This window comes from Pantoea sp. X-Soil-TKNS-1211, from assembly GCF_059730495.1.
This window is the reverse complement of the sequence record NZ_AP035954.1, coordinates 628,241-650,967: the sequence shown is the minus strand read 5'-3', so window position 1 is coordinate 650,967 and position 22,727 is coordinate 628,241. Positions and strand designations below refer to the sequence as shown.

General features: G+C 55.6%; 20 protein-coding genes and 1 pseudogene. 10 read left to right on the top strand and 11 right to left on the bottom strand.

From position 1 onward, the window contains the following. The first annotated feature begins 433 nt into the window (after positions 1 to 433). Both AC6I8W_RS23440 and AC6I8W_RS23435 read left to right on the top strand, forming a co-directional pair. Positions 434 to 1,810 (top strand): aldehyde dehydrogenase family protein, encoded by a 1,377-nt coding sequence (locus tag AC6I8W_RS23440; RefSeq protein WP_497838510.1) that lies wholly within the window; start codon positions 434 to 436, stop codon positions 1,808 to 1,810. Positions 1,811 to 1,866: 56 nt separating this feature from the next. Beyond that, positions 1,867 to 2,439 (top strand): nucleotidyltransferase family protein, encoded by a 573-nt coding sequence (locus AC6I8W_RS23435; protein WP_497838509.1) that lies wholly within the window; start codon positions 1,867 to 1,869, stop codon positions 2,437 to 2,439. On the opposite strand, the gene AC6I8W_RS23430 is transcribed toward AC6I8W_RS23435, so the two are convergent. The 5 genes from AC6I8W_RS23430 to AC6I8W_RS23410 form a co-directional block, all read right to left on the bottom strand. Then, the gene (locus AC6I8W_RS23430) at positions 2,423 to 3,394 is read right to left on the bottom strand and encodes an XdhC family protein (protein WP_497838508.1); all 972 of its coding nucleotides are present in this window, start codon (positions 3,392 to 3,394) and stop codon (positions 2,423 to 2,425) included. The two genes, AC6I8W_RS23435 and AC6I8W_RS23430, sit on opposite strands and share 17 nt — an antisense overlap. A gap of 13 nt (positions 3,395 to 3,407) precedes the next feature. Beyond that, positions 3,408 to 6,974, bottom strand: coding sequence for a molybdopterin cofactor-binding domain-containing protein (locus AC6I8W_RS23425; RefSeq protein ID WP_497838507.1), 3,567 nt, complete (start codon positions 6,972 to 6,974; stop codon positions 3,408 to 3,410). Continuing rightward, positions 6,971 to 7,498 (bottom strand): (2Fe-2S)-binding protein, encoded by a 528-nt coding sequence (locus tag AC6I8W_RS23420; RefSeq protein ID WP_497838776.1) that lies wholly within the window; start codon positions 7,496 to 7,498, stop codon positions 6,971 to 6,973. The genes AC6I8W_RS23425 and AC6I8W_RS23420 overlap by 4 nt, the downstream gene beginning before the upstream one ends. A 44-nt stretch (positions 7,499 to 7,542) precedes the next feature. Beyond that, positions 7,543 to 8,004: a MarR family winged helix-turn-helix transcriptional regulator gene (locus AC6I8W_RS23415; RefSeq protein WP_497838506.1), complete on the bottom strand. Its 462-nt coding sequence runs from the start codon at positions 8,002 to 8,004 to the stop codon at positions 7,543 to 7,545. A gap of 78 nt (positions 8,005 to 8,082) precedes the next feature. After that, positions 8,083 to 9,135, bottom strand: coding sequence for a 2,5-dihydroxypyridine 5,6-dioxygenase (locus AC6I8W_RS23410; RefSeq protein ID WP_013511165.1), 1,053 nt, complete (start codon positions 9,133 to 9,135; stop codon positions 8,083 to 8,085). A gap of 313 nt (positions 9,136 to 9,448) precedes the next feature. On the opposite strand from AC6I8W_RS23410, the gene AC6I8W_RS23405 reads away from it, so the two are divergent. The 8 genes from AC6I8W_RS23405 (at position 9,449) to AC6I8W_RS23370 (ending at position 17,704) form a co-directional block, all read left to right on the top strand. Continuing rightward, the gene (locus AC6I8W_RS23405) at positions 9,449 to 10,594 is read left to right on the top strand and encodes an FAD-dependent monooxygenase (protein ID WP_497838505.1); all 1,146 of its coding nucleotides are present in this window, start codon (positions 9,449 to 9,451) and stop codon (positions 10,592 to 10,594) included. Beyond that, the gene (locus AC6I8W_RS23400; protein WP_497838504.1) at positions 10,594 to 11,415 is read left to right on the top strand and encodes an alpha/beta fold hydrolase; all 822 of its coding nucleotides are present in this window, start codon (positions 10,594 to 10,596) and stop codon (positions 11,413 to 11,415) included. Before AC6I8W_RS23405 ends, AC6I8W_RS23400 begins: the two co-directional genes overlap by 1 nt. Next, positions 11,412 to 12,164, top strand: coding sequence for a maleate cis-trans isomerase family protein (locus tag AC6I8W_RS23395; RefSeq protein ID WP_208726039.1), 753 nt, complete (start codon positions 11,412 to 11,414; stop codon positions 12,162 to 12,164). The genes AC6I8W_RS23400 and AC6I8W_RS23395 overlap by 4 nt, the downstream gene beginning before the upstream one ends. Before the next feature lie 11 nt (positions 12,165 to 12,175). Continuing rightward, positions 12,176 to 12,814 (top strand): N-carbamoylsarcosine amidohydrolase, encoded by a 639-nt coding sequence (locus tag AC6I8W_RS23390; protein WP_497838503.1) that lies wholly within the window; start codon positions 12,176 to 12,178, stop codon positions 12,812 to 12,814. A gap of 80 nt (positions 12,815 to 12,894) precedes the next feature. Then, positions 12,895 to 14,205 (top strand): MFS transporter, encoded by a 1,311-nt coding sequence (locus tag AC6I8W_RS23385; protein ID WP_497838502.1) that lies wholly within the window; start codon positions 12,895 to 12,897, stop codon positions 14,203 to 14,205. Positions 14,206 to 14,422: 217 nt separating this feature from the next. Then, positions 14,423 to 15,697 carry a nucleoside permease gene (locus AC6I8W_RS23380; protein ID WP_497838501.1) on the top strand — a complete coding sequence of 425 codons (1,275 nt, stop codon included), beginning with the start codon at positions 14,423 to 14,425 and terminating at the stop codon, positions 15,695 to 15,697. 17 nt (positions 15,698 to 15,714) lie between these two features. Beyond that, positions 15,715 to 16,740, top strand: coding sequence for an ADP-ribosylglycohydrolase family protein (locus AC6I8W_RS23375; protein WP_497838775.1), 1,026 nt, complete (start codon positions 15,715 to 15,717; stop codon positions 16,738 to 16,740). Beyond that, positions 16,724 to 17,704 (top strand): PfkB family carbohydrate kinase, encoded by a 981-nt coding sequence (locus AC6I8W_RS23370; RefSeq protein ID WP_497838500.1) that lies wholly within the window; start codon positions 16,724 to 16,726, stop codon positions 17,702 to 17,704. The genes AC6I8W_RS23375 and AC6I8W_RS23370 overlap by 17 nt, the downstream gene beginning before the upstream one ends. Here AC6I8W_RS23370 and AC6I8W_RS23365 read toward each other — a convergent pair. From AC6I8W_RS23365 to AC6I8W_RS23340, 6 genes and pseudogenes are all read right to left on the bottom strand, one after another. Next, positions 17,691 to 18,430, bottom strand: a pseudogene (locus AC6I8W_RS23365) (GntR family transcriptional regulator). The gene AC6I8W_RS23370 and the pseudogene AC6I8W_RS23365 sit on opposite strands and share 14 nt — an antisense overlap. Before the next feature lie 174 nt (positions 18,431 to 18,604). After that, positions 18,605 to 19,096, bottom strand: a complete 492-nt coding sequence (locus AC6I8W_RS23360) for a GNAT family N-acetyltransferase (protein ID WP_497838499.1) — start codon at positions 19,094 to 19,096, stop codon at positions 18,605 to 18,607. Positions 19,097 to 19,237: 141 nt separating this feature from the next. Beyond that, on the bottom strand, positions 19,238 to 19,423 hold the full coding sequence (locus AC6I8W_RS23355; protein ID WP_497838498.1) for a tautomerase family protein: 186 nt from the start codon (positions 19,421 to 19,423) through the stop codon (positions 19,238 to 19,240). An 89-nt stretch (positions 19,424 to 19,512) separates the two neighbouring features. Then, entirely contained in the window at positions 19,513 to 20,736 is a 1,224-nt protein-coding gene (zigA, locus tag AC6I8W_RS23350) for a zinc metallochaperone GTPase ZigA (RefSeq protein WP_497838497.1), read from the bottom strand. A gap of 120 nt (positions 20,737 to 20,856) precedes the next feature. Then, positions 20,857 to 21,492, bottom strand: coding sequence for a GntR family transcriptional regulator (locus AC6I8W_RS23345; RefSeq protein ID WP_208726029.1), 636 nt, complete (start codon positions 21,490 to 21,492; stop codon positions 20,857 to 20,859). A 122-nt stretch (positions 21,493 to 21,614) separates the two neighbouring features. Further along, entirely contained in the window at positions 21,615 to 22,382 is a 768-nt protein-coding gene (locus AC6I8W_RS23340; RefSeq protein WP_497838496.1) for an SGNH/GDSL hydrolase family protein, read from the bottom strand. Between the last annotated feature and the right edge of the window lie 345 nt (positions 22,383 to 22,727).

Below are 22,727 nucleotides of genomic sequence, written 5' to 3'. Positions count from 1 at the left end.
ATTACAGTGAACATTAACACTGTTTATAGTGAACATTCTACTGGCTATAGTGAATAAAGTGCTGATTACAGTGAATACTTTACTGATTATAGTGAACACGATCACCTTCTCAGCCCTTGTCCTGTACGGCTTGCGACGATCCGGGATCTCTTAGGATCTCTTTAAGATCTCTCTATGATCTTTATTAGAGATCTAATCACTGTATAACTGAATAACTCTCAGAAAAATCCTGTGCATAGCAGACCGATCACATACTAAAGGGTAATACTCCCACCCGGATTGAAACAGGATCAAAACATTAGCGCGCTGCAAGCAGCCAAGCAGCATGTTCATTCACTGAGAAGAACTTGCTCATTAATATTCATTTTTCATCACTCCTGCCGAAGCGTAAGGTGCACCTCATTGACCAGCCAAACTTACGATGAAGGCACTTATGACTGACAATGTAATCTCACGCAATCCTGTTGACGGTGAAATCCTTGCAACCTGGCCGCTACAAAACGCTGCTGAACTGGATACTTCCTTACAGCAAAGCGCGCAAGCTTTCAGCCAATGGCGTATGACCAGCATGGAACAACGAGTAAAAGTCCTGCGCCAGTTGGCTGAGCAGATCCGTCAGCGTCAGGATGAGCTGGCAAGAATGGCAACCCTGGAGATGGGCAAACCGATCGCTCAGGCACGCGCTGAAGTACTGAAATGCGCCAACCTGTGTGACTGGTATGCCGAACAGGGTCCGACGATGCTGGCAGATAAACCCACGCTGGTGGAAAATCAGCAGGCATGGCAGGCATTTCGCCCACTGGGGGTGATCCTGGCCGTCATGCCATGGAACTTCCCTTACTGGCAGGTACTGCGTGGTGCCGTCAGCATGTTGCTGGCAGGCAATACTTACCTGCTAAAACACGCACCGAGTGTGATGGGCTGTGCCAATCTGATCACCAGCCTGTTTGATGCCACCGACTTGCCCAAAGGGGCATTCACCGTAATTAACGTGGATAACGAGGGTGTTTCCATTGCCATCAAAGATCCGCGCATTGCGGCAGTAGCCGTCACTGGCAGCGTGCGGGCAGGCGGGGCAATTGCCGCACAGGCCGGTGCCGCACTGAAGAAAACCGTGCTGGAGCTGGGAGGTGCGGATCCTTTTATCGTACTTGCCGATGCAGACCTGGATGCAGCTGTGGCCTCAGCGGTCACAGGACGCTACCAGAACACCGGACAGGTCTGCATGGCAGCCAAACGGTTTATTATCGAAGAAAGTGTCTCTCAGGCCTTTGAGGCGCGTTTTAGCGCAGCGGTACAAGCCCTGAAAATCGGTGATCCTCTGGAAGAGACGACGTATATCGGGCCGATGGCGCGTTTCGACCTGCGAGATGAACTGGATCGCCAGGTTCAGCAAAGCATTGCCGAAGGTGCTCGTGTAGTGCTCGGCGGACACAAAATCGAAGGCCCAGGTAATTACTATGCGCCAACGATCCTCGCCGATGTTACACCTGAGATGACGGCATTCCAGCAGGAGATCTTTGGACCCGTGGCCGCGATCACCGTTGCCCGCGATGCGCAACATGCGCTGGCGCTGGCAAACAACAGCGAGTTTGGCCTGAGCGCCACAATCTGGAGTAGCGACGAAGCGCTGGCGAATGAGCTGGCACAGCAACTGGAAACCGGCGCGGTATTTATCAATGGCAATGGCGCATCGGATCCCCGTGTTGCCATCGGCGGCGTCAAGAAAAGCGGCTATGGTCGCGAGCTGTCCAGCTTTGGCGTCTACGAATTCTGCAACATTCAGACGGTGTGGAAAAATCGTCGCTAATCCATGCGGGGCGCGCGATACTACGCGCCCCAAACTCAGTCATGATCGATCCACAGATGCACACTCCCGGAATTATCATCCTTGCCGCCGGACTGGGCTTACGCTTTAACCGCGCCGGAGGGCAGGGCAACAAGCTGCTGGCACCACAGCAGAACCAACAACCGCTGCTGGCCTTAACCCTGCAACAGGCACAGGACTCTGGCCTACCCGTGCTGCTGGTTACCCGTCCCGAATATCATGCGATCCTCGATCTTGCACAACAATGCCACATTCCCGCGATCACCGTTGCCAGCAACGGCAGCGGTGAGAGCATCGCTGCGGCCGTGCGCCAGACCAGAAACTGGGCAGGTTGGCTGATTCAACCGGGTGATATGGCGTGGGTGACGGCGCAGGATCATCAGTGTGTGGCGCAGTCGCTGGTCGCAGGTGCTCAACAGGTCAGGTTATGCTGGGATCAGCAGCCGGGGCATCCGGTGGGATTTGCCACCGGTTATGGTGAGGCTTTGAGTGAGTTAACCGGAGATAACGGCGCACGCGCACTGCTGGATCCGACGATCCTGCAAAAAATCAGCGCGCACGCCGGGGTGATTCGCGATGCAGACCTGCCTGACCCTAGAAGCCGTTCCTGACGCGTACGATATCTGCCAGCGTGGCCAGCGCAATCTCACCGGGTGTTTTGCTGCCAATCGGCAGGCCGACCGGCGCATGAATGCGCGCCAGCGCCTGATCCGACAATCCCCCCAGCTCCGCCAGACGTTGCAGACGTTTCTGACTGTTCTTCGCCGATCCCATCGCACCAATGTAAAAGGCTGGCGTATGCACCGCTTCCATCAGCGTTAAATCATCGACTCGCGGATCGTGCGTCAGACAGAGGATCGCGGTTCCCGCCGACGCCCCCGACTGCTCCAGATACCGTGCCGGATGCTGCTGAACACAATGCAGATTTTCGCAGCCCAGCACCGCCGTACGTAATTGTTCGAATTCAGCATCACGATGTTCACACACCACCACGCGAAAACCGAGCATCAACGCCAGACGGATACAATCACTGGCGACGGCGGAGTAACCGGCGATCAACACCGTGGTCACCGCCCCCACCGGCAGCACCGCGCTGTCATCGTCATACCTGAGCAGGGGCAGGGGAGCGCCCGGAGCCAGCGGCTGCCACTCATGATCGCAGCCAAGGGTGATATAACGCGTCAGCAGCGGACCACCGCTCAGTGCCTCCTGCATTGCACCGAATAACGCCAGAGAACGCTCCTGCGGCTCAAGACGTTCCACCAGCACATCCAGTACACCGCCACAGGGCAGTTGAACCGGTGGCGTCAATCCCTCCGCGCCATAACGCACCCGCTCGCTGGCATGGGGGTACGTGCCTTGCTGTACCCGCGCGAGGAAATCCTCCTCGATACAGCCGCCCGACAGCGATCCACTCCAGTGACCTTCCGCATCCGCCACCAGCATAGCTCCCGGTGAACGCGGAGCCGATCCCCAGCTATGCAGCACGGTACATAGCCAGATCACCTTGCCTTGTTGCAGCCACAGCAACCCCTGGTCAATCACGCGTTGATCGAGTGACAGCATACTTTCCTCCACATCAGTGACTGCTGGGGTTCGCGCGTACCTGCGCCACTTTTTCCGTTAAGTCAGCCCAGGCGGGTTCATCCGGGGCGTAACGCTGGCGCAAAAACGCGGCAATATCCGCGACCTGTTTATCGGAAAGGCTGGCGGCGAAGCCCGGCATATAACCCAGCTCATCGGTGGCGGGTTTATCAATGCCGTGTAGGACCACCTGCAACAGGTTATCCGGTGTGGCGCTGGTCAGGCTGCTGCTGTTTGCCATGGATGGGCTGACACCAAACAACTTCGGACCTCCTTCGCTGGCGCTGTGACATGCCTGGCATGCGCCCTTAAACAGACGCTCCCCGGCGGCGGTATTCCATGCCGGTTTCACCGCAGGTTGCGACACGGGCGCAGGCATCTGACCATTGATATCCGCCAGATAGCTCGCCATCGCACGCACATCCGCCTCTGGTAGCGTCGCCAGATGGCTGACCACCGGGGCCATCGGCCCGGCCGCTACGCCATGTTTGTCGTCATAGCCGTTACGCAGATAGTTGTAGAGCGAGGCGGCGGTCCAGGGTTGCGGCGATTTGCTTAACTGATTGAGTGCCGGGGCTTCCCAACCATCAACCCAGCCGCCCGCGAGGAACTGATCGCCACCTTTTTCCGCCCCCATCAGATTGCGCGGTGAATGGCAGGCACCACAGTGACCCGCGCCATTTACCAGGTACGCACCGCGATTCCATTCGGCAGTTTTCGTGGGATCGTTCTGGTATTCGCCGGTGCGCAGATAAAGCGTATTCCAGCCTGCCATCAGGAAGCGCATATTGAACGGAAAACGCATCTCATTGGCAGGTGGTGCCTGTTCCACCGCCGGTTGTGACATCAGGTATGCATACAACGCCTGCATATCGCCTTCACTCAGCTGGCGAAATGAGGTGTAGGGAAATGCCGGATAGAGATGATGTCCGTCGCGGCTGATGCCCTGGCGCATCGCCCGGTCAAAGGCGTTAAACGACCAGTTACCGATGCCGGTGTTTTTATCCGGCGTGATGTTGGTGGTATAAAGCGTGCCGAATGGCGTGTCCATCTTCAGGCCACCGGCATTGGTGGCGCCGCCTTCGGTGGTGTGGCACACCGCGCAGTCGCCGGCTGCCGCCACCTGGCGACCGCGTTCCAGCATCTCCAGCGACCAGCTACCTGCCGCAGGAGGGGTAACCGGCGCGATAGCCGCACGCCACGGCAGGGCGTTGGTGGCAATGCCGATTGCTGCGCCCAGTAATCCCGCCGCACCGCCAAACGCCCATTTGCGGCGGCGGGTGGCTTTCTTACGCACTGGCGCAGGCAGTTGCGGTTCAGGTTGTGGATCCGGTCCGTTTAGCGCCTGGCGCAGTTTATCCGAGGTGATAGGCAACTCGCGAAAACGGATACCGGTGGCATCAAACACCGCATTGGCGATAGCCGCAGCACTCGGCACCGAAGCCGATTCCCCCGCACCGAGCGGTGGCTCATACGGACGCGGCATCATCATCACATCGATATCCGGCACCTCCGGGAAGGTAAGGATCGGATAGCTGCCCCATTCCTGGCTGGCGATCATGTTGCTTTCGATCGTCACCTGTTCTTTCAACACGCGGCTGGTGGATTGAATCACGTTGCCGTGGATCTGGTGTTTCACCCCGTCAGGGTTGACCATCATGCCCGCGTCGTGGCCGACGGTAATGCGCGTGACGGCAATCTCGCCGCTCTGCTTATCAATTGCCACATCGGCAACCCACGCCGCCCAGGCTGCGCCAAAGCCGGGGAATTTACTGTGGATGTAGCGCGCATAGGCGAAACCACGACCACGTAATACGCCGGGTTCACTGCTGCTTTGCATCGGTTCGGTACGCGGCGTCCAGCCTGCACGGTCAGCCGTCGAACGGATCAGCTCTGCCGCGCGTTCATCCTGGATATAGCGCAAGCGATATTCGACCGGATCGACACCTGCCGCGTGTGCCAGTTCATCCATATAGGATTCGTGGGCGAAGGTATTGGGCAGCGCCGAGACGCCACGCATCCACGAGGCGCGGACAATCGGTGCCATATCTTCAATGGTGACGCGCATGTGTGGGAAGTCATAGGGCGGGATCGAGGTGCGATCACCCATTTCGTATGCCAGCGCTACCGGGTCCACCCGCCCGGTCAACAACAACGCCAGGGTTGGCGCACCGTTGGAAGGGTAGGAGGTGGTGAAATCGTAAACCTGCGGGTTACCCGCCGCATCAAGACCGCCGTCTACGTCCATCAATTGCGCGGTGCCTTTTGGCTCCCAGACGTGTTCCTGCGCGCGCGTAAGCTGGACACGCACTGGCTGACCGACGGCACGAGAAAGCAGCGCGGCATCGGCAGCGACGTCATCGGCACAGTTACGACCATAACAACCCGCCGCTTCCATGCGATTCACTTCAATGTCGCTTTCCGGGATCTCAAACAGCCAGGCGAGATCGGCGCGCAACAGATGCGGGTTCTGCGTACCGCTCCACACCTGCAATCCAACCGCATCATAGGCGGCGACGGCACACGAGGGACCGATAGAACCGTGTAGCTGATATGGCCAGACGTAGTTGCGGGTAAAGCGTTGTGCGACATTTTCCAGTGCGGCGTCCACTTCCCCAGTGTCGTGTACCACACGCGAAGTGCGCGGGTTGTCACGAATGGCTTTCTCGATATCGCGCATGTCCGGCAGCAGATGTTCCCAGGGTTTCCAGCGTATTTTCAGGGTTTCCATCGCGGCGATGGCCTGATCCTCACGCTCGGCTACCACGCCAACAAAATCCGCAATTTGTACCACTTTGACGATGCCATCGAGATGAGCAATCGAACTTTCATCAATGCTGAGCAGCGACGTACCGACAAATTGCCCGGTGTCATAACCGGCGTAGGGCGGGCGAATCACGCGACCATGCAGCATGCCTGGCAGACGCATATCGTGCACCCAGGTCAGTTCGCCGGTGGCTTTGCCCGGAATATCGACACGCTGTGAGCTGGTGCCCACTAACCGGTATTCGCTGGCGGGCTTTAACGGGGCATCATCAGAAATACGTAACTGGCAGCGCTGACCATTAACCAGCTCGGCAAAGCTCAGACCGGTGCCATTGGTCTGGCGGAATTCTCCGGCATCCAGTGTCAGCTCTGCTTCGCTAACCTGTAAACGTGTTGCCGCCTGTTGTGTAAGCCAGCGGCGCGCTTCAGCGGCGGCTTTACGCAGCGGAACGGCGGAAATCTGCAGGGTAGCGCTGGCGATGGTCGCACCCTGATTGGGGACGCGTAACGTATCGCCCAGCACCATCTGCACCTGGTCCATACGCAGGTTGAGTTCTTCGGCCACGATCTGCGTCAGGGAGGTTTTCACCCCGGTGCCGAGATCAACGTGACCGTTAAAGGCCCACACCTTGCCCTCGCCATCAATAGCGATAAATAACGCCAGTTCTTTGGGTTTGAGGGTCGGTGTCTGGCCTTTTGGCACCAGACCGGGTGGTGGCTGGATCTCATCCACAATCAACAACACATTGTCAGCCGCCAGCAATTGTTGCTGGGTCGGCACTGCGGCATGGCTCATTGCTGCGCCTCCGCCTGTTGCAGGCAGAGTTGCACTGCGCGTTTTACCGCACAGAGGATCTCCTGATGGGTGCCACAACGGCACAAATTGCCGCTCAGGGCGGAACGGATTTGCTGATCGCTGGGGCAGGGAATATCGCGTAGCAGCGCGGCGGTGGTCATGATCATGCCATTGAGGCAGTAGCCGCATTGTGCGGCCTGTTCTTCAATAAACGCCTGCTGCACCGGATGCAACGCATCCCGTTTGCCTAAGCCTTCCAGGGTGGTAATCGCGCGCTGCCGTACGCCATACGCCGGGATCACACAGGCACGCGCGGCAACGCCATCAATCATCACGGTACAGGCACCGCATTCGCCCAGCCCACAGCCATACTTCGGGCCGTTGAGGGATAATTCATTGCGTAACACCAGCAATAACGAGGTATCGCGATAGCTGGTAACTTCTTTCTCTTCGCCATTAACCTTCAATGAATAACAGCGTAAACCCGCAGGTGAAACCGTCGTGGCAGACTGTTGTGCCATCATTTTCATTATTGACCGCCTTACCGAGGCGGCTCACTCGCCCCGGATTATGACTGGCTCGTGTCGTCCAGCATTTTCCTGAGCAGATAAACCAGCGCGACTCGTTCCGCTGGATTTAGCTGCCCATACGTCATTTCAGTGATGCGAACTGCGTTGTCGGTGGTGTGCTGAATCAGCGCCTGTCCTGATTCTGTCAGCATCACAATCACCTTGCGTTTATCGGTCGGATCAGGGCCAAGACTGACCAGATCGCGCGCCTTTAAACGTTCAACCACGCCGCGGATAGTGGCCTGATCAACAGCGGTATAACGCACTAAATCGTTCTGCGCGCTCGGACCGTGGTCGCGCAGCGCACAGAGGGTAATAAATTGCACCGCCGTGATCTGTGAATCACCCACATGTTGCTGAAAAATCGCCACATGGCGCTGATAAACCTTGCGCAGCAGATGGCCAACCTGTTGGGTGTAGTCGTAATTGTCTTCCGCGGAGGAAGTGTGATCGTGCGACATAAAAAGGTCCTTTTTCCCGGATACTGCCAGGCAGTGTAATGCATTGTCACTGCGCTGACAGCCGCTCCCTGCGTATGATTAACGTGCGCGTGAGGCTTCGGGTGCCACCACTTCGCCCTCGGCGACCACCAGCAGATCATCAACCTTGATGTCACAACGGCGCAGCGCGATATCCATATGGCATGGCGTTTTACGTTTGCCACCCACTTCGGTGTTCGGACCGGTGGAGAACAGGAAGTTGCCGTAGAACGCACGTGCGTCCATACACATGCCGTCGTTTTTGTCGTGCAGGCCCATGGCAGTCCACTGCGCGCGTGGCTGTAATCCCCAGCCGATATGTGAAATGCCATACACTTCCGGATCGTTGAAATAACCCATGTAATCACGCAGATATTCCGCTTCAAAGCCACCGTGGATCTTGGTGACAAAGCCTTTCTCAATTTCCAGCGTAATACGTTCACGGGCATAGGATTTAAATGGCAGCAGGATGTCACCCACTTCCAGTACCAGCACGCCTTCCGCCTGATCTTCGTTCGGCCAGGTGAACAGGAAACCGCTTGGCCAGTGGTCCCAGCGACCTGGCTCATCGGCATAACCGTATTCGGTCACTGTCGGGTACTGTCCAAGCGGGGCACGGAAATCGCTGCCTGCCTGGGATTTCACCGTCATCATGCGTGCTTTCTCCAGCACGGCGGCGGCGGCCAGCACGCGCGACTTGTCCTCTTCCGTTGGCAACATTCGTGCCAACACTTCCGGCGGTTCCACCGCCAGCAGGATACGTGTGCCGGTTTTCAGGATCTGCTCCTGCTCCGGTGAGTGCAGCAACATCATGGTATCGACAATCAGGTCTGCCGCTTCCAGCGCCCGCTGCGCGGCGATGTTGCCGGTTAACGCGGTATCGCCGCAGTAGGCGGTCATGTCATTGCCCATCGCGGTGGGATGATTAAAGGCTGGCAGTTCCACGCAATACACCTTAGCGCCCAATCGTAGTGCAGCATCGGTCGCCGCTTGCACGGTGCGTGCATCAGAATAGTGACTTTTTAGAATGGCAACACTTTGTGTGGCATCGACTTTCGACAGACGTAACACCTGCTCAAACATCTGTCCTAACTGACTCTGGTTAACGGCCATTGTGGGTTCCTCTTGGCTTCGATGTTGCTGGTTAAAACTTCATCTTTTTGTAGCGAACACGCTAGATATATTTGTTATAGACGTGTTGCGAAGAAGAGTGCAAGCATTTCTTTTTGTCATAAGAAAAGCCTATTTAACGCAGCATCAATGCTGTGATTAACATCATGACATGCAGTTTTCACCACAATAACCATTGCAATTCACAAAAAAATAACGCCAATAATTATAGCGTACACACTAGATAATTCAGGCGAGGTCAGAAACCAATGCCGCAGGTGTACCTTTAAATCAGCGTGAGTTTTGAGAGGAAAATATGAGCAATATGAAACGCATTGCGATCGTTGGCGCAGGTCTTGGTGGCCTGGCTGCTGGCTCGTTGTTACAGAAAGCGGGCTTCAATGTGCAGGTTTACGAACAGAGTCCGGCTTTTTCGCGTCTCGGCGCGGGCATCCACATGGGACCCAACGTCCTGAAGGTGTTTCGTCGCATGGGGATCGAACAACAGCTGGAAGATCTGGCCTCACATCCGGACTTCTGGTTCAGTCGCGATGGCGAAACCGGTGAATACCTCTCGCGTATCCCGCTGGGTGAGTTTGCGCGCAAAGAGTACGGCGCGGCTTACGTCACGGTACATCGTGGCGATTTACAAGCGATGCAGATGACCAGCCTGGAGCCGGGTTCGGTCCACTTTGGCAAATGCCTGAGCAGCGTTGAAGACAGCGGCAGCGATGTGGTGCTGCGTTTCCAGGACGGTAGCGAAGAACGCGCCGATATCGTGATTGGTGCCGATGGTATCAACTCCAAACTGCGTGAACACCTGCTGGGCGCAGAAGCGCCAACTTACAGTGGCTGGGTGGCGCATCGCGCGTTGATCCGTGGCGAACAGCTGCGTAAGTACAACCTCGATTTCGAAGATTGTGTGAAATGGTGGTCGGAAGATCGTCATCTGATGGTGTACTACACCACCAAATCACGCGACGAATATTACTATGTCTCCGGTGTGCCGCATCCGGCATGGGATTTCAAAGGCAGCTTTGTCGACAGCAGCCAGCAGGAGATGCTGGAAACCTTTGGCCATTACCATCCGGTGGTGCAGGCGCTGATTGAATGCAGCGAAAACGTGACCAAGTGGCCGCTGCTCAACCGCCAGCCGCTGCCGGTGTGGAGTGAAGGGCGCATTGTGCTACTCGGCGATGCCTGCCATCCAATGAAACCGCATATGGCACAGGGTGCCGCGATGGCGATTGAAGATGCCGCCATGCTGGCACGTTGCCTGACGGAAACCGGTCTGGAAGATTACAGCACCGCCTTCCGCCTGTATGAAGTCAACCGCAAAGAGCGCGCCTCTCGTGTGCAGTCGGTTTCGAACGCCAACACGTTCCTGCGTACGCAGGAAGATCCGGCCTGGGTGTACGGCTACGATGTCTTCGCCGCGCCGCTGAAAAGCGAGGGGGCGTGATGAGCACGTTTGTCAACGGCGGTCAGGTGCAGGCGAACGGCATTCGCCAGCACTATCTGCGTTACGGCGGTAAAGGCCCGACCCTGATTCTGGTGCCGGGCATCACCAGCCCGGCGATTACCTGGGGTTTTGTCGCGGAAGTGTTTGGGCAGCAGTTTGATACCTGGGTGCTGGATGTGCGCGGACGTGGTTTATCCAGCAGTGGTGAGGGGCTGGACTACGGCACTGAAAGCTGTGCCGACGATATTAACGCCTTTGCTGAGGCAATAGGGCTGACGCAGTATCATCTGGTCGGCCATTCAATGGGCGCGCGTTTTATCATGCGTGCGGCGGTAAAACAGCCAGACAGCGTGTTGTCGCTGTCATTGATTGATCCACCGGTATCAGGGCCGGGTCGTCGTCTCTATCCAGGTCAGTGGCCATGGTATCAGGATTCGATCCGCGAAGCGGAGCAGGGCATGGATGCGGAAGCAATGAAGAAATATTGCCCGAGCTGGACAGAAGAACAGCGCCAACTGCGCGCCGAGTGGTTACATACCTGCTTCGAACCCGCCATCCGTCGTGCCTACGATGATTTTCATCAGCTCGATATCCATCAATATTTTCGCCAGTTGCCTGCCAAAACTTTGTTGATGGTGGCGGGCAAAGGTGGGGTGATCCTGGCGGAAGATGAGGCCGAGATCCGCGAACTGCTGCCCTCAATTGAAATCGTTCACGTCGAAAACGCCGGTCATATGATCCCCTGGGATGACTTCCCCGGCTTTTTCGCCGCTTTTGGTTCATTCCTTGGCGCAACCCTGCAACCGGAGATCCAGCCATGACCCGCCAGTACCGTATCGGCCAGATTGTGCCGAGTTCCAACATTACGATGGAAACTGAAATTCCCGCCATGTTACAGGCGCGTCAGTTGATCCGCCCCGAGCGCTTTACCTTCCACTCCAGCCGCATGCGCATGAAGCACGTCAACAAAGATGAGCTGGCGGCGATGGATAAGGAGTCGGACCGCTGCGCCCTGGAACTGTCGGACGCCAAAGTCGATGTGCTGGGTTATGCCTGCCTGGTGGCGATCATGGCGATGGGGCCGGGTTATCACCGCCAGTCACAAGCGCGTCTTACTGCGGTCACGCGAGAAAATGACGCGCTGGCACCGGTAATCACCAGTGCCGGGGCGCTGGTGGATGCGCTGCATATCATGGGCGCGAAAAAGATCGCCCTGGTCGCGCCTTATATGAAACCTCTCACCGAGCTGGTGGTGGATTATATCCAGCGCGAAGGGATTGAGGTGAAAGTGTGGCGTGCACTGGAGATTGCCGATAATCTCGCGGTCGCCCGTCATGATCCCGCCAATCTGCCGGGCATTGTGGCCGATATGCCGCTGGATGACGTCGATGTGGTGGTGTTGTCAGCGTGCGTGCAAATGCCTTCACTGCCGGCAGTCGCCAAAGTGGAAGCGCAAACCGGCAAGCCGGTGATCACCGCCGCGATCGCCACCACATACGCATTGCTGAAAGCGCTGGAGCTGGAGCCGGTGGTACCCGGTGCCGGTGCATTGCTGTCCGGTGCCTGGTAAGGAGTGAACTGATGACACAAAGCGCCAGTGATAACTATGCCGGAGTCTGGGGCAACCGCATCGGCTTTGGTAAGCGTCCGGCCCTGCTGATGATCGATTTTCTGCAAGGTTACACCACGCCGGGTGCCCCGCTGTTTGCACCGGGGGTGGTGGATGCGGTGCAGGAAGCGGAAGCCTTGCTGGCGACCGCGCGCCGCTGCGGTATCCCGGTGATCCACACCCAGATCCGTTATCACCCGCAGCATCAGCGGGATGGGGGTATCTGGGTGCAGAAAGCGCCGGTGATGCGCGACATGGTGGAGGGTAATCCACTGGCGGCATTCTGCCCCGGCGTGTTGCCGCTGCCGGACGAGGTGGTGATCACCAAGCAGTATGCCAGCGCCTTTTTTGGCACCGCACTGGCATCGCTGCTGGTGACGGAAGGAATCGACACCCTGATCATCGCCGGGTGTTCCACCAGCGGATGCGTGCGCGCCAGTGCCGTGGACGCATTGCAGTATGGTTTCCGTGCGATGGTGGTACGTGAATGCGTCGGCGATCGCCACGCTGCACCGCATGAAGCCAACTTGTTTGATATCGACAGTAAGTACGGCGATGTGGTGTCCAAAGCCACCACGCTGGAATATCTCGGACAGTTCAGCGCCCGTTAAGGGCGCTTATTCACCTGCACGGAGTGCGCAGAAACTTAAGCGAAACACATAACAACACGATATTGCGCCCGGAGAAAATCATGACTGTTGCTACTACCCGTCCTGCTGTGCTGGCAGCCGAGGACACTGCCGCGATTTACCGCAAGATCACCTGGAAACTGATTCCTTTTCTCTGTTTATGTTATCTGGCGGCGTATCTGGACCGTATCAATATCGGTCTGGCGAAGCTGCAAATGGCCAGCGATCTGTCGCTGAGCGAGACCGCGTTTGGTCTCGGTGCCGGACTGTTTTTTGTTGGCTACATTTTGTTTGAAGTGCCAAGTAACCTGATTCTGCAACGCGTCGGCGCGAAGATCTGGATTGCACGCATCATGATTACCTGGGGTTTGCTGTCTACCGCCACCTTGCTGGTGCAAACGCCGATGCAGTTTTACATCATTCGTTTCTTACTTGGCGCGGCGGAAGCCGGTTTCTTACCTGGTGTATTGTTCTATCTCACCAAATGGTTCCCTTCCTGGCGTCGCAGCCGCATCATCGCGCTGTTTATGATTGGCCTGCCACTCTCCAGCCTGATTGGCGGACCGCTTTCTGGTTGGATCATGGGCCATTTCCATGAGGTTTACGGCATGCGTGGCTGGCAGTGGTTATTTCTGCTGGAAGGTATCCCGAGCGTGCTGCTGGGCATCATGACCTTCTGGTTGCTGCCGAATAGCGTGGAAAGCGCCCAATGGCTGAGTGCGGAAGAGAAGCAGGCGGTGCAAAACGACCTCGACAGAGATGAAGGCGAGGCGAAAGGGGTGAAACATCGCCTGCGTGATGGCCTGCTGAATATCCGCGTGGTGATGCTGGGGGGAATCGACTTCTCCATCCTGCTCAGCGCCTATGCTATGGGCTTCTGGATGCCGACTTTTATTAAAAACGCGGGCACCACCGACATCAGCACCATCGGTTATCTGACGGCCATCCCAAGCCTGGCAGCGTTGATCGGTATGCTGGCGATTGGCAGCAGCTCGGACCGGACGCGTGAACGCCGCTGGCATATTATCGTGCCGTTTATCATCGGCGCGGCGGCGATGGGGGCCAGCACCTTTTTCTCCCATAACGTCATGATGACGGTGCTGCTGTTCTCGGTTGCCCAGGCGATGATCATCGGCGCGGTGCCGGTGTTCTTCAGCCTGCCTGCGACTTTCCTGAAAGGCACAGCAGCGGCAGCAGGGTTTGCGCTGGCTTGCTCCATTGCCAATATCGCCGGACTGGTCAGTAACTCGGTGATGGGGATCGCCCTGGATCTCACCGGTAGCGGTAATGGCGCGCTGTGGTTCTTTGCTGTCTGCCTGTTACTCAGCTGCCTGTTGGTGATTGCCCTACCGGCGAAACTGGTTAATCGTTAATCCCTTCCTAAAATCCGCGCGATAAATCCCGTCGCTACAAACAATTACTCCCGTAGCGGCGCGATTTATCGCGCTTTTTTATTTACCGCCACAATCTGCTGCCCTGTTAACCATCGGTTAAAATTATGTGGATGAGGTCAAAGTATCAGCTAAAGGTATTATAAAGGTATTGTTAATGGTGTTAGATTGGTTCTACCAACACCGGGGAGTAAGTTCGATGAAAAATACAATGCCAAAACTGTCGTTCATGATGTTCCTTGAATGGTTTATCTGGGGGGCATGGTTCGTGCCGCTCTGGGCCTTTCTGAGTAAAAACGGCTTCACACCGATGGAGATTGCCTGGTGCTATGCCTGCACCTCTATCGCCGCCATCCTGTCACCGATTCTGGTTGGCTCGCTGGCTGACCGCTTCTTCCAGGCGCAGAAAGTCTTGTCGCTGCTGATGATTGCCGGGGCAGTCCTGATGTTCTTCGCCGCACAACAGACGCACTTCGGCAGCTTCTTCCCGCTGCTGCTGCTGTATGCGCTGACGTATATGCCAACCATTGCGCTGACCAACAGCATCGCCTTCTCCCACGTTGGCGATGTCGAACGCGACTACCCGCGAGTGCGTGTGATGGGCACCATCGGCTGGATCGCTTCCGGCATTGCCTGTGGCTTCCTGCCGCCGCTGCTCGGTTTCGGCGATATCTCGGCCAGTAACGTCCCCTTGCTGATCACCGCTGCCAGCTCGCTGTTGCTGGGGATCTTTGCCCTGATGTTGCCCGCCACTGAACCGAAAAGCACCGGCAAATTCAGCCTGCGTGTGGCGTTGGGTCTCGATGCGCTGCACCTGCTGAAAGATCGCAGCTTCCTCGTCTTCTTTGTCTGTTCGTTCCTGTTCAGCATGCCGCTGGCGTTCTACTACATCTTTGCCGAAGGCTACCTGACGGAAGTGGGCCTGCCACATGCCACCGGCTGGATGACCCTCGGCCAGGTATCGGAAATCTTTTTCCTGCTGGCGTTGCCATTCTTTATCAAGCGCTTTGGTATCGGCAAAGTGTTGCTGCTGGGGCTGGTAACTGCCGCGCTGCGTTATGTCTTCTTCGTGTTTGGCGGCGATCAGAACCTGTTGACCTTCGGCCTGCTGTTTATGGGTATCCTGCTGCATGGCGTCAGCTATGACTTCTATTTCATCACCGCCTACATTTACGTGGATAAGAAAGCGCCGGTGGCGATGCGCAATGCTGCACAGGGCTTGATTACGCTCGCCTGTCAGGGTATCGGCAGCCTGCTGGGCTACCGCCTCGGCGGTTATCTGATGCAGGAGATGTTCGCTTACGACAAGCCGATCAATGGCCAGACATTTAACTGGGCCGGGATGTGGATGTTCGGTAGCGTGATGATTGTGATTATCACCATCGCCTTTATCGTGCTGTTTCGTGACGGCAAAAAACGTAGTGATGAGTTAACCGTTTTCGACACTTCAGCACCCGCTGAAAGCCATAAATAAGAGAAGTAACGATGACAATGACACACCAGGAAAAACGGATTTTGGGCGCCTTCTATGGTCAGGCACTGGGCGATGCAATGGGTATGCCGTCGGAACTCTGGCCGCGCAGTCGCGTGAAACAGCATTTTGGCTGGATCGATCGCTTCCTGCCCGGCCCGGCTGAGAACAATGCCGCCTGCTATTTTGGCCGGGCGGCCTTTACCGATGACACCTCCATGGCGCTGGCTCTGGCCGACGCCATCATCACCCATGATGGCGCGGTCAATGCCGAAACCATCGGGGCCAATATTTTACGCTGGGCTGAGGATTTTGATGCCTTCAACAAAAATGTGCTTGGACCGACCTCGAAAATTGCCCTCAACGCGTTGAAAGCCGGTACGCCAGTGGCGCAGCTGGAAAATAACGGCATGACCAACGGCGCGGCGATGCGCGTGTCGCCGCTGGGATGCCTGTTACCGACGCGCGATCTGGCTGGCTTTATTGATGCGGTGGCGGTGGCGTCCAGCCCGACCCACAAATCTGATGTGGCTATTGCCGGGGCGACGGTTATCGCCTGGGCGGTGTCACGCGCCATTGATGGGGCAGACTGGGCAACCATTCGCGATGAGTTGCCGTCGATTGCCCGTGCAGCGCAGGAAAAACGGGTTACCACCTTCAGTGCCTCCATGGCGGCTCGCGTGGAACTGGCGTTGCAGGTCGTGGCGCAGGGCAGGGGGATCGAATCGACCATGCAACAGATTTACGATGTGGTGGGTACAGGCACCAGCACCATTGAATCGGTGCCTGCCGCGATTGCGATGGTGGAACTGGCCGCCGGTGATCCGAACCGTTGCGCCATTCTCTGCGCCAATCTCGGGGGCGACACCGATACCATCGGCGCGATGGCAGTGGCGATTTGTGGCGCGTTGCAGGGGATTGACGGCATCGATCCGGCGTTAAAAGCCGAACTTGATGCCGCCAACAACCTGGATTTCACCCGCTACAGCAGTGCGTTTAGCCGTTTCCGCCAGCAGCGTGAGGCCGCCTATGTTGACGCCCGATGACCTGATGCGACTGGCTGGTCGCCTGCCGGTTTGCGTAATTGGCGCGGCGGTGGTGGATGTGATTGCCGATGCTTACTCGCTGCCGCATCGCGGCAGTGATATCGAGTTGCATCAGCAGGGCGTTAATGTCGGTGGCTGTGCCCTGAATGTGGCGATCGCGTTGCATCGCCTTGGCGTGCCATCGATCAATGCGTTGCCGCTGGGCAACGGCGTCTGGGCCGGGATCGTGCGGCAGAAGCTGGTGGAATACGGTATCGAAAGCGTGCTGGAAACCGCATCAGGCGATAATGGCTGGTGCCTGGCGCTGGTGGAGCCGGATGGTGAGCGTACCTTTCTATCGGTCAGCGGGGTAGAAAATCAGTGGGACGCCGCGTTGCTGGATACGCTACCGCAACCGGCGCAGCGCTGGATCTATCTTTCCGGCTATCAACTCACCAGCAAAAGCGGTGAGGTGCTGATCAGCTGGCTGGAACGTCAGTCCAGGCCGTATCAGCTGCTGGTGGACTTTGGCCCGCGCCTGGCGGATATCGCGGATGCGCAATTCGCGCGTGTTATGGCGCTCAGTCCACTGATTACAGTGAACAGACAAGAGGCGGAGCTGCTGTGGCAGGAACGCCTTGGCGCGACAGAACCTTTTGATGCACATGTCCTGCTGACGCGTTGGCAGCAGCGTTTTGGCAGCGCCATGGTGGTACGACTCGACAGCGATGGTGCGGGATATAGCGATGCTGAAACCCAGGGTTGGGTGCCCGCGTTGGCAACCACAGTGGTGGACACCATTGGCGCTGGCGACAGCCATGCGGGTGGGTTGCTGGCAGGCCTGGCATCCGGCTGGTCGCTGGCCGACAGCGTAGCGCTGGGCAATGTCGTGGCTTCTTATGTGGTTTCACAACGCGGCGGTGACTGCGCGCCTGACCGGCCGACGCTGGCGACCTACTGGCAGCAGCGTCTTACTCAGCAATAAACACGTACATATCGCTACGGCAGTAGCTGATGCTGTACTCCAGCGGATTGCCCTGTGCGTCGAGCGCCAGCTGCTTAATCACCAGCACCGGCACATTGGCGGGCAGGGCAATTTGCTGTTGCAGCGCGTCATCCGGCATGCGCGCGCTGACGCGGCTTTGTGACTTCACCGGCAGGATTTGCCGTTCACGAAAATAGTCGTATAACGAGATACCAATATCGTCAGCATCGGCAATCAACTGCGTCGAGACCCACGACTCCTCAACCGACACCGCCTGTTGATCAACATAGCGAATACGTTTCAGTTGCCAGACATCGCTACCGCTGCTCAGCCCAAGTTTTCAATCTCCGCATTGCAGCGGATTTTGCTTTTGTTGATCCACACCGTATCGGGCTTTTTGCCGCGTAAAACCGCCTGCTGCGACAGACCCTTCGGTTCTTTCAGCGAATATTCGAACTGGCTACAGATTTGCGTACCATAACCGCGTGAGCGAAACACCACGCCCTCTTTTTCCAGCTCATCCATTGCCTTACGCACCGTAATGCGCGAAATACCCAGCGACTGGCTGAACTCGCGTTCACCTGGCAGGATCTCTTCGTGGACCAGCTGGCCTGCACGCACGGCGTCTTTAATGGCAGCAGCAAAGCGTTTATACAGTGGCGTGCGGCTTTCATCCGCCAGAATGGTGGCAAGTTGTGCAAACAGGGAACTGTGTTGAGGGGTCATACGCAATCCAGAAAACGACAGATCGGGCTATGATACTGAAAATTCGCTGACTGCGAAGCGGAATTGCGGTGTGTAAGGGATGATAAGGAGGTAGCGGCGCGATTTATCGCGCTCTTTTCACGGCCAGATCCGCGCGATAAATCGCGCCGCTACATATCTTTGCAAGTACAACCGTCACAACATTTTAATCATCTCATGCCACGCCATGCCGCCGTGGTCAGAATCAGACGGTTTGATGTAAGCAAAACCAAACTTGCGGTACAACTCGATATGCTGGGTTTTGCACATCAGGTGAATAGTTTGTTTGCCCAGCGCGCGCTGCTCAGCAATAAAGGTATGCATCAGTTGCGCCGCATAGCCTTTGCCCTGCCACTGCGGATCCACCACCACCGACATAATCACCACATTCGGTGCGGCAGCATCGTGTCCAACCAGCTCTTTGAAGGCTTCGTCGGACATTACCACCTCCCAGGCACATCCTGAGTTGATAAAGCCAACGGGTTGACTGTCCACTTCCAGCAGCAAAAAACCTTGTGGATAGTCGGCGATACGGGTGGCGATCTTTTCGCGTGTTGCGGCTTCATCGCCTTCATAGGCAGTGATTTCAATTTCAAAGCAGCGGTCAACATCATTGAGGGTAGGGCGGCGGAACAACGGCAGAGACATTGAGACTCCAGAAGAAAGAAAAACGCGTGTAGCGACACAATTTATCGCGCGAGTGTTTTAGGGTAACGATTTTTGCTGACAGGATAAAGGGAAGAGGGAAAATCCTGCCCGTTATACCAACAGGCAGGAGAATGGCATCAGTTAACGCTCGTCAAACGGAACGCCACCCTTCGATTTCATATGTAACGGTGTTTCAACAATCGAGACCACCACGGAGTGCGCATCAATTTCAAACGAATCTGACACGGCCGCAGTGATGGCTTTCAGCAGTTTCTTTTTCTGTTCAGTGGTGCGGCCTTCCGCGGCATAAACAACAACTTCTGGCATAACGTCTTCTCCTGTAAGGGTAAATACTGGGAATCAGCATACTCCTCACTTCCAGGGAAAAACGTAGCCATTTGTTGCTATCTGTGCGATCAGGCGTCCACGGCATCACGCTCGAACCATTCCGGCAGCGGGTCGGGCAGTTGCACCCAGCTTGCCGGACCTGCCGCCATCTCTGCGGGTGTCAGCAGAGCGTGATCCAGCGCATTCCGCACCATGTCTTCATCCATTTCGATGCCGATAAACACCAGTTCCTGACGGGCATCACCGATGCCTTCCTGCCAGTGTCGGGCAATAAACGCCAGTGATTCTTCATCCTGCGGCCAGCGTTCACGCGGGATACTCGCCCACCAATGCCCGGCATACCCCTGGCGCGCCACTGCTCCCGCCTGCGACCACATCGCCGCATACTCCGGGCGGCTCGCCAGCCAGAAATAACCTTTCGAGCGGATTACCCCCTCCAGTTGGTGATTGACTGCATGCCAGAATCGCTGCGGATGGAACGGACGACGCGCGCGATAGACAAAACTGCGGATACCGTATTCCTCCGTTTCCGGCTGATGTTCACCGCGTAGTTCCTGCAACCAACCGGGAGCCTGGGCGGCAGCGTCGAAGTCAAAACGTCCGGTTTCCAGCACCTCATCTAAGTGCACCTCGCCAAAGCGTGAAAAGACAATTCTGGCGCGTGGGTTGAGTGAACGCAGCATGGCGTATAGCGTTTGCTGATCGTCTTCGTTAATCAGGTCGGTTTTATTCACCACCAGCACATCGCAAAACTCGATCTGATCGACCAACAAATCCACCACCGAACGGGCATCGGCTTCGCCCAGCGACTCGCCTCGCGCTTGCAGGGAATCGGTTGAGCGATAGTCGCGCAAGAAGTTATAACCATCTACCACGGTCACCATGGTATCCAGCCGGGCGAAGCGTGACAGACTCTGGCCATCTTCGTCCTCGAAAGTAAAGGTTTCCGCGACCGGCAGCGGTTCGGAAATGCCGGTGGATTCGATAACTAACTGGTCAAAGCGTTCTGCCTCGGCCAGACGGCGCACCTCCAGCAATAAATCCTCGCGCAGGGTGCAGCAAATGCAGCCGTTGCTCATCTCCACCAACTTTTCATCGGTACGTGAAAGTTCTGCGCCACCATTGCGTACCAGCGCGGCGTCTATGTTCACTTCCGACATATCATTGACGATCACCGCGACCCTGCGGCCTTCTCGGTTGTTAAGAATATGATTGAGCAACGTGGTTTTCCCGGCACCAAGAAAACCAGAAAGAACGGTGACGGGAAGACGTGAATCCTGAATGAGCGACATAGCATAACCTCTGAATCATTTATTGTTATGTTATAACATAACAATAATAACCCAGGGATGACAAGGGAGATTATGGGTCAATCTACGCCTGCGCCAGACGCGAGTCCGGCGCAGGCCGAATTAAAGCAGACCCCAGTAGGCACCGAACTCCGGCAGGATATGACCTTGTAACGCCACCAGCGCGCTGTCGTAGTCGTTGTTACGTAGCGCGGTCACGATAGTGACGTGCTGATCCCATGAACGATGCATATGTTCGTCGTTGCTGCCGAGATAATTACGAATGGTCGCCATGCGCGATGAGATCAGGGTGTAGGCTTGTTCGAGATAAGGGTTCTGGCACCAGGTAAACAACGCCTGATGGAACAGGTTATCCAGCCGGATATATTCCACGCTGGAACCGTTGTTGATGCAGAACTCCATATTATCGAGAATTGCCGAAATTTCCTGCACCAACTGTTTCGGGTTCTTCTTCAGCGCCAGTTCCATCGCCTTCGATTCGACATAGAAGCGAAACTCCAGCAGATCTTTAAATTCCAGATCATTGAGACTAAACACAAAGGTGCCGCTTTTCGGTTTGATTTGTACCAAACCTTCGCTTTGCAAACGGCGTAAGGCATCACGCACCGGGGCTTTACTGGCGGCTAAACGGGTAGCGAGGGCAGATTCTGAAAGCTTACCGCCCATCGGCAGCGAGCCATTAACGATCATGTCCTTGATTCGTTTGTACACCACATCTTTCAGAAGATCCTGCGCCATAGTTTTGCTGTCTGCTCCACACTGATTGGAGGAATATGTATACCAGAAATGTAGCCATTCGGACATGGAGGAAATCGCGCTATGTGCAGGCAGATTATGTAGCGGCGCGATTTATCGCGCTATTACGGATGTGTCCCTGCCGCAGCTAACTGCGCGCCGTAATGCGTCACCAACACCGAGAACGTCTCTTCCGCTTTAATACGATAGAGTGCTTCTGAAGGATGTACACAATCCGGTGATAACAATGACTGCCAGTTATTCATCTTCAGGATGCGTTGATATTGCTTTGACAGAGGCACGGATTCGCTGCGCGCCAGCTTATCCAGTTGTATGACATAAGGGGCGATATTCCACTTGGCGGCTCCGCCGCAAATAGGGTGGGGTTCCTGTAAAATCACCTCCTTACCAGCGGCACGGGCAATGTTGACCAGTTGCGCCATGACCTTATTGTATTGCACCGGACTCACGCGATAGTCAGGTTCAATATCCTGATAATGAAAATGTCTGGCATCGTTAGTGGCAAAATTCAACAGGATGATTCGGGCCGGAGATTTTTTCATCTCCTCGCTCCAGCTTTTATTGTTTTTATAAAAGTATTTGCCGTGCAGCAGATCCATCGCTTGTGAAGACGAAGCTCCTTTATTGACAACCTGAATCCCATCACCATATTTCTCTTTGATGAATTGGTTAATCAGACCTATTTCATTATTTTTTATAAAAATGGGATGCACCTTGCCATTTTCTCGCACTGCCATCGCGCCTTGAGTGCTGGAGCCACCGTAAGCTTCAATAATAAACTTATGCTCGGCATTGCTTGCTGCATGAATAGATGGACTTAACGTTATGATTGCTGGTGGTAAAGCACTAAGGAAATAAAAAGTTGCTTTCATCTCTATTCTGCCTTTGCAATTGCAGTGTGAATTTCTTTGGCTAAAAAGAGTATATATGCCATGCTCTGGCCTTATAAACACCATAAGAGCATTCCTAAACTTCATCTTATTGCAAATATATCGTTAATTACGGATGTTGATTTCTTTCAATGTCATTAAATATCATGATGATATGGCTTTTTTTCTTTCGCATCACAATTTTTAGGTTAGCTGGATTAATTTTTACTGTTTTATTTTAACCTGAACAGATTATATATTCTTTACATTGTTATTATATGAAAATCATTGTAAAGATATCCAATTGTGAACGAAAGGATTCTGTCATATCAGATAAATCAATCATTT